The 6,793-nt window shown below is 63.2% G+C and carries 6 protein-coding genes and 1 pseudogene; 2 read left to right on the top strand and 5 right to left on the bottom strand.

What is annotated here, in order from left to right:
* Window positions 1-232 (bottom strand): annotated as a pseudogene (locus tag EN935_RS16550) (GNAT family N-acetyltransferase); the annotation flags it as partial.
* A 65-nt stretch (window positions 233-297) separates the two neighbouring features.
* On the opposite strand from EN935_RS16550, the gene EN935_RS16545 reads away from it, so the two are divergent.
* Window positions 298-1,626, top strand: a complete 1,329-nt coding sequence (locus EN935_RS16545) for a DNA polymerase IV (RefSeq protein WP_126068952.1) — start codon at window positions 298-300, stop codon at window positions 1,624-1,626.
* Window positions 1,627-1,632: 6 nt separating this feature from the next.
* Here EN935_RS16545 and EN935_RS16540 read toward each other — a convergent pair whose 3' ends face one another.
* Entirely contained in the window at window positions 1,633-2,139 is a 507-nt protein-coding gene (locus tag EN935_RS16540; protein WP_127265469.1) for a hypothetical protein, read from the bottom strand.
* Window positions 2,140-2,336: 197 nt separating this feature from the next.
* On the opposite strand from EN935_RS16540, the gene EN935_RS16535 reads away from it, so the two are divergent.
* A complete protein-coding gene (locus EN935_RS16535) occupies window positions 2,337-3,218 on the top strand; it encodes a DMT family transporter (RefSeq protein ID WP_127265468.1) in 882 nt (293 codons plus the stop codon).
* Between the two features lie 12 nt (window positions 3,219-3,230).
* On the opposite strand, the gene EN935_RS16530 is transcribed toward EN935_RS16535, so the two are convergent.
* The 3 genes from EN935_RS16530 to dnaE all read right to left on the bottom strand — a co-directional run.
* Window positions 3,231-4,034, bottom strand: coding sequence for a potassium channel family protein (locus tag EN935_RS16530; RefSeq protein ID WP_127373448.1), 804 nt, complete (start codon window positions 4,032-4,034; stop codon window positions 3,231-3,233).
* A gap of 57 nt (window positions 4,035-4,091) precedes the next feature.
* Window positions 4,092-4,490 carry a nuclear transport factor 2 family protein gene (locus tag EN935_RS16525; protein WP_127265466.1) on the bottom strand — a complete coding sequence of 133 codons (399 nt, stop codon included), beginning with the start codon at window positions 4,488-4,490 and terminating at the stop codon, window positions 4,092-4,094.
* A gap of 262 nt (window positions 4,491-4,752) precedes the next feature.
* On the bottom strand, window positions 4,753-6,793 hold a 2,041-nt coding region (dnaE, locus tag EN935_RS16520; RefSeq protein ID WP_127373447.1), incomplete at its 5' end, for a DNA polymerase III subunit alpha.

Genomic DNA, 6,793 nt, shown 5'->3' with positions numbered 1-6,793 from the left:
GCATCCAGCCGACCGCCTGACCATCCTCGAATGCCAGCAAACCCGGTGGCGGACCGGCTTCGATGCGCGCCCTGATGTGGTCCTTGTTGCGTTCTCGGCTGCTCTCGCGGCGCACCGCCGGGGCCAGCCGGAAATGCGTGCACCAGCAGCCGTAGCAGGCGCCCTGCTTGCCGAACAGGTCCTCGAATTCAGCCCAAAGCTCAGGCGTAAGCGGCGCTATGGTCGTGCTCATGAGTTCTCCCCAGGCCAGCCTTGTCGCTGGCCTTGCACTGTCGTACCATTGCCTCTGTTCTCTTTATGTTCGCAGCGATGGCGGCCCCTGTCAACAATCCCGATCACGGTTTTTGCCGCGACTGCCTGACGTTTCAGCGCAGCCAGACGCGCCGCTGCGAACGCTGCGGCAGCCCCCGGCTTGCGCGTCATCCCGAGCTCTACCGGCTGCATCTGGCCCATATCGATTGCGACGCCTTTTATGCAGCGATCGAAAAGCGCGACAATCCGGCGCTCAAGGACAAGCCGCTGATCATCGGCGGCGGCAAGCGCGGCGTCGTCTCCACCGCTTGCTACATCGCGCGCATCCAGGGCGTGCGCTCGGCAATGCCGATGTTCAAGGCGCTCGAAGCCTGCCCCGAGGCGGTCGTCATCAGCCCCAACATGGAAAAATACGTGCGCGTCGGCCGCGAGGTGCGCGCCATGATGCAGGCGCTGACGCCGCTGGTCGAACCGCTCTCGATCGACGAGGCATTTCTGGACCTCGCCGGCACCGAACGGCTGCACGGCCTGCCGCCGGCGGTGGTGCTGGCGCGCTTTGCGCTGGCGGTCGAGAAGGAGATCGGCATCACCGTTTCGGCAGGCCTGTCCTACTGCAAGTTCCTCGCCAAGATAGCCTCCGATTTCCGCAAGCCACGCGGTTTCTCGGTCATCGGCGAAGCCGAGGCAGTCGGCTTCCTGGCGGCGCAGCCGGTGACCATGATCTGGGGCGTCGGCAAAGCGTTCAACGCTACACTTGAGCGCGACGGCATCCGCACCATCGGCCAGTTGCAACAGATGGATCGTGGCGACCTGATGCGCCGCTACGGCACGATGGGCGACCGGCTCTACCACCTTTCGCGCGGCGAGGACGTCCGCCGCGTCGATCCCGACCAGGATGCCAAGAGCGTATCGGCCGAAACCACCTTCGACACCGATATCGCGTCGCTGGACGAGCTGGTCGCGGTGCTGAGAGGGCTTTCGGAAAAGGTCTCGGCGCGGCTGAAAAAATCGGGCATTGCCGGGCGCACCGTGGTGCTGAAGCTGAAGACCCAGGATTTCAAGCTGCGCACGCGCAATCGCCAGCTCGGCGACCCGACCCGGCTCGCCGACCGCATCTTTCAGACCGGGGTGGAGCTTCTGCGCAAGGAAACCGACGGCACCAAATATCGGCTGCTCGGCATCGGCGTCAGCGACCTCTCGGACGACGACAAGGCCGACCCGCCCGATCTGGTCGACGTCCAGTCGCGCAAGCGCGCCATGGCCGAAGGCGCCATCGATGCCCTGCGCGACAAGTTCGGCCGCAAGGCGGTGGAAACCGGCTACACCTTCGGCAAGGGCCGCGATGCCCACCCGCCTGAGCCGCTTGAAGACTGATCTTCGCTAAGTACGCTGCAGATCAATCCTGCTCGTCACCACGCTCTTGCCGGTTTTCGGGTCGGTGTCGGTGACCGTCAGCCGGATGCCGTTCTCGCCTCTCTTCTCGACCGTCATCTGCGCCTTGCGGTCACCATTGACCTCCTTGGCCCAGCGGATGCCGAGATTGATCGCATTGCCCGAGCGCCTGCCGTTGAGTTGTGCCGGCCCGGTACGAGAGCCGACATAAATGCCGCTGTATTTCGCACCTGTGACCTTCAGATTGGCACTGATGGCCCGCGACACCACAACGAGACCGCGGCAATTGCCGTCCAGCGAGAGCGAGGTTGAGGTCGCATTCGACTTGAAGCTGCAAGATACTCCAACGTTCGGCACATCCGTGGTCACCTGGACAGTGCCCTTGCCGGCGAAATTGCCCTTGAACGACTGGAGAAATTTGGTCTCGTCGGCATGCGCCGCGCCTGCCCCAACCAATAGAACGCCAGCAAGCGCGACTAGCGCGAATGATCTCATCGAAGCTCTCCTTGTTGATTTTGAAAAGGCAGGACGGCCTGCAACGCACGGCTGACTATCGGGACTCAACGCCCCTTGCCGTGTCAGGTTCCGCTCGCCACATGACTGTTTTTGCGGCGTCCAGTAGCTGCGACTGGCCCAGAAGAAGGCAACGGCTAGCGATTGCGGCAGAAGCCCTGGCCTGCGACATAGCGCGGATGACACCTACCCCCTCGATTCCCAAGGCCGCGTTCTGGATGGCGCTGTCGATTGCCTCGTTCCTGGCGATGTCGGTCGCCGGCCGCGCCACGACAGCCGAGCTCAACGTCTTCCAGGTGCTGGAACTGCGCTCGGTGATCGGCTTTTTCATCCTTCTGCCACTGGTGATGATGAGCGGCGGCTTTCCAGCCATGCGCACGCAGCGGCCCGTCGCCCATATCGCCCGCAACATCATCCATTATTCCGGCCAGGCGGCCTGGCTCTACGCCCTGACGCTGATCCCGCTGGCCGTACTGATCTCGATCGAATTCACCACGCCGATCTGGACGGCCATCCTGGCGGTGATTTTTCTTGGCGAGAGGCTCTCCCGGCCAAGGCTTGCAGCGATCGTGCTGGGGCTGATCGGCGTGGTGATCATCGTGCGCCCCGGTGTCGGCTCGGTCGATCCGGGACATCTCGTCGTGCTCGGCGCCGCAGTCTGCTTCGGCATCTCGGTGGTCATGGTCAAGTCGCTGACCCGGACGGACAGCGTCGTGCGCATCATCTTCTGGATGCTGATCATCCAATCGGTGGTCGGCCTCGTTCCGGCGCTCTATACTTGGCGCAACCCACCGCTGGAGCTGTGGCCATGGATCGTGCTGATTGGCTTCTCCGGCATGTCGTCGCATTTCTGCATGGCCCGCGCGCTTGGCTATGCCGACGCGACCGTCATCTCGCCGATGGATTTCCTGCGCGTGCCACTGTCGGCGCTGATCGGCTGGTTGCTCTATAGCGAGCAGATCGACGCCTTCACCGCCGGCGGCGCACTGCTGATCCTGATGGGCAATCTGCTCAACCTTAAGCGAAAGTCGATAAGGCCGGCCGACGTGGCGGCGTCGTAACACCGCCGCCGGTCAGTTCCCGTCATCGGGTATGTTCAGGATATGGCCGCAGGCCTTGCAATGCACGGCATCCGGCTCATGCCGCTGCAAGCCGCACTGCGGGCAGGGAAAGAACACCTTGGCCGGCCGAAACATCGCCTGCGCCAGCCTGACGAACAGCGATATGCCGATGATCATGGTGACGATTGCCGTCAGCTTACCGGCCATGCCGGGCAGCACGATGTCGCCGAAGCCGGTCGTCGTCACCGTCGCGACGGTAAAATAGAGCGCGTCGATATAGTTCTCCAGACCAGCGCCGGTGCGGAAGAAGAAGGTGTAGACGAAGCCGGTGATGACAAACAGAAACGTCAGGAGGTTGATGACCGCGTGGCTTGCCTCGCGCCAGGGCCGCAGGCCGCGCATCTCCAGATGCCGCCAGAGCGAACCGCTGCGCGACAGCGACCACAGCCGCAGGATGCGGAGGAAGGCCAGATTGGCGAACGCCGTCGGCATCAGCAGCGTCAGCAGGATGAAGACATCGACCCAAGACGTCGGCTGCTTCATCAGCCGCAGCATGTCGTTGGAAGCGAGCAGCCGCGCGGCCAGGTCTGCGGCGACGAGAGCCGCCGCCGAATAGTCGAGCCAAAGGAATGACGGCTTGTCCTGGAGAACCGGCGTCGCGATGAAGAAAGCGATGATGGTGAGGTCGATGACGACAGCCACCAGCTGGAACCGGAAAGCGGCCGGCGTGCGCCCGTGATAGAGATTGCGCAGCCGGTTGCGCAGCCGCGTCATCGCCGAATTTTCCTGCAATCCGTCCTTGCCCGCCGTTTTCATGACGATTGCGTAGCGTCCGCAGCCAAGGCCGTCCAGTGGCTTAAGTTGCCGGATCCCTCAGCTTTGCACCACTGTGCCGTCGGGTCCGACAAGGCTCCAGGCGGTGGCCGTATCATAGAAGAACTGCTCCTTGACGATGCGGTCACCGCGCCACTGCTGAAGCGCCACCTCTTCCAGGCGCCGGACGGTGCCGTCCTTGTCGATCCTGTCGAATGTCCAGCGGATGGCGACGTTGTCGCCGTCGACCAGAAAAATCTGGACCGGATGCGTATGCATCTTCTGGATCCGTTCCAGAACCGATTGCTCGCGTGCCATCAGCGCTTCCCTGCCGCTACGCGGAACGCCGAGGTTCTCCTGCATGGTCGCATCGTCATGGTAGAAGTCGGCGATCGCCGTGACGTGGCTGCCTTCGACCACTTCCTTGAGGAAGGTTTCAACGCGTTCGCGGCTGGGCATGATGGCGCATTCCTGTCTGGCCGCGGCCGCACCGCCGAGGCTTTGATTGGGGCTGAGGTTCGAAACGGCGAGTTCATTTCGAGCGTGCTCGCTGCATGTGGTTCAAGCGACAACAACTTCAACCGCAGCTGACATCCTGGCCCCATCGGACAGGATGCCCAGGCCTAGCGCGAACTCAATCCGCAATGTGCTGGCCGACATCTATCCGGTTGCCGTCCGGATCATCGTTTGCAGGCCGGCATCACCTGATTGTCAACGCACCTTAAACCAGTTCCACTTCAACCACGCCCGGCACCGCGCGCATCGCCGAGGCGATCTGTGGCGAAATCCGGTAGCGGTTGGGCAGCTCGATCTCGATTTCCCCCTCGCCTTCTTCCTTGATCAGCACGAAGCTGACCTGCCCTTCGCCCCTGACGGCCAGCTGGCCGGCCAGCGTGTTGATCGGCGCGGCGTTGCGCACGAAAATGCGCAGTGCCTTCTGGATGCGACTTGCCTCGTCCTCCAACGATTGTACCGAGTTGATGCGCAAATTGACGCCTTCCGGCCTGTCCTCGGCCGCAACGGTGATAACGACGGAGCGGCCGGCCTCGAGCAGGTCGCGATACTGCGCCAGCCCTTCCGAAAACAACACGGCTTCGTACTGGCCGGATGTATCGGAAAAGGCGATAACGCCCATCTTGTTGCCGGTGCGCGTCTTGCGCTCCTGCTTGGATGTTACCGTGCCGGCCAGACGGCCGGCGGCGGCACCGCGCTTGACGGCCGCCGAAAACTCGGCCCACGTCTGCACCCGCATCTTCTGCAGCGCCGCCTTGTACTCGTCGAGCGGGTGCGCCGAGAGATAGAAGCCGACCACCTGGAATTCACGGTGCAGCCGGTCGGCGGCGAGCCACGGGTCCGTCGCCGGCAGATTGAGTGCCTGCGACTGGGCGCCGAGCGAGGCGCCGAAGATATCGTGCTGGCCGGAAACAGCGTTCTGTTGCGCCAGCGATGCCAGCCCCATCATGCGTTCCACTCCCGCCATCATCGACGCGCGGTCGTGGCCGAAGCAGTCGAGCGCGCCGGCCATGATCAGGCTTTCGAAGACGCGCTTGCCGACTATCTTGGGATCGACCCGCTCGCAGAAATCGGCGAGGTTCTTGAACGGTTTTTCACCACGCTGGGCAACGATGTGCTCCACCGCAGCATCGCCGACGCCCTTGAGCGCGGCCAGCGAATAGTAAATGCGGTTCTCACCGACCTCGAAGGGACGAAAGCTCGATATCACCGACGGCGCCAGAACCTCTATGCCGAGACGCAACGCATCCTGGCGGAAATCGGCGAGCTTGTCGGTGTTGCCCATGTCGAGCGTCATCGACGCTGCCAGGAACTCGACCGGATAATGCGCCTTGAGATAGGCGGTCTGGTACGAAACCACCGCGTAGGCGGCAGCGTGCGATTTGTTGAAACCATAGTCGGCGAACTTGGCCAGCAGGTCGAAAATGAAGTCGGCTTGCGGCTTGCCGACGCCACGCTCGACCGCGCCGGAGACGAAGCGCTCGCGTTGCTTGTCCATCTCGGCGCGGATCTTCTTGCCCATGGCGCGGCGCAGCAGATCGGCTTCGCCGAGCGAATAGCCGGACAGCTCCTGCGCGATCTGCATCACCTGTTCCTGGTAGACGATGACGCCCTGTGTCTCCTTCACCAGATGGTCGATCTTGGGATGGATCGAGGCCATCTCCTCCTCGCCATGCTTGCGGGCATTGTAGGTCGGGATGTTCTCCATCGGCCCCGGCCGGTAGAGCGCGACCAGCGCGATGATGTCCTCGATGCAGTCGGGCCGCATGCCGATCAGCGCCTTGCGCATGCCGGCGCTTTCCACCTGGAACACGCCGACCACCTCGCCGCGCGACAGCATGGCATAGGTGTCGGGATCGTCGAGCGGGATCGTCGCCAGGTCGATTTCGATGCCGCGCCGGCGAATCAGCTTCACCGCCGTTTCCAGCACCGTCAGCGTCTTCAGGCCGAGGAAGTCGAACTTCACCAGCCCGGCCTGCTCGACATATTTCATGTTGAACTGGGTGACCGGCATGTCCGAGCGCGGATCGCGGTACATCGGCACCAGTTCCGACAGCGGCCGGTCGCCGATGACGATGCCGGCGGCGTGCGTCGAGGCGTGGCGGTAAAGGCCTTCCAGCTTCTGCGCCATGTCGAGCAGCGTCTGGACGATCGGCTCCCTCTCGGCCTCGTCGGCAAAGCGCGGCTCGTTGGCGATGGCGTCGGCAAGTTTGACCGGATTGGCCGGATTCTGAGGCACCATCTTGGAG

This window comes from Mesorhizobium sp. M7D.F.Ca.US.004.03.1.1, assembly GCF_003998635.1.
Taxonomy (GTDB): Bacteria; Pseudomonadota; Alphaproteobacteria; order Rhizobiales; family Rhizobiaceae; genus Mesorhizobium; species Mesorhizobium loti.
The sequence above is the reverse complement of the archived record's forward strand: the minus strand, read 5'-3'. Positions and strand labels throughout refer to the sequence as shown.

Coding starts and splice junctions, on each gene's coding strand:
- EN935_RS16545 (WP_126068952.1), top strand. CDS start 298: ATGTTCGCAGCGATGGCGGCCCCTGTCAACAATCCCGATCACGGTTTT.
- EN935_RS16540 (WP_127265469.1), bottom strand. CDS start 2,139: ATGAGATCATTCGCGCTAGTCGCGCTTGCTGGCGTTCTATTGGTTGGG.
- EN935_RS16535 (WP_127265468.1), top strand. CDS start 2,337: ATGACACCTACCCCCTCGATTCCCAAGGCCGCGTTCTGGATGGCGCTG.
- EN935_RS16530 (WP_127373448.1), bottom strand. CDS start 4,034: ATGAAAACGGCGGGCAAGGACGGATTGCAGGAAAATTCGGCGATGACG.
- EN935_RS16525 (WP_127265466.1), bottom strand. CDS start 4,490: ATGCCCAGCCGCGAACGCGTTGAAACCTTCCTCAAGGAAGTGGTCGAA.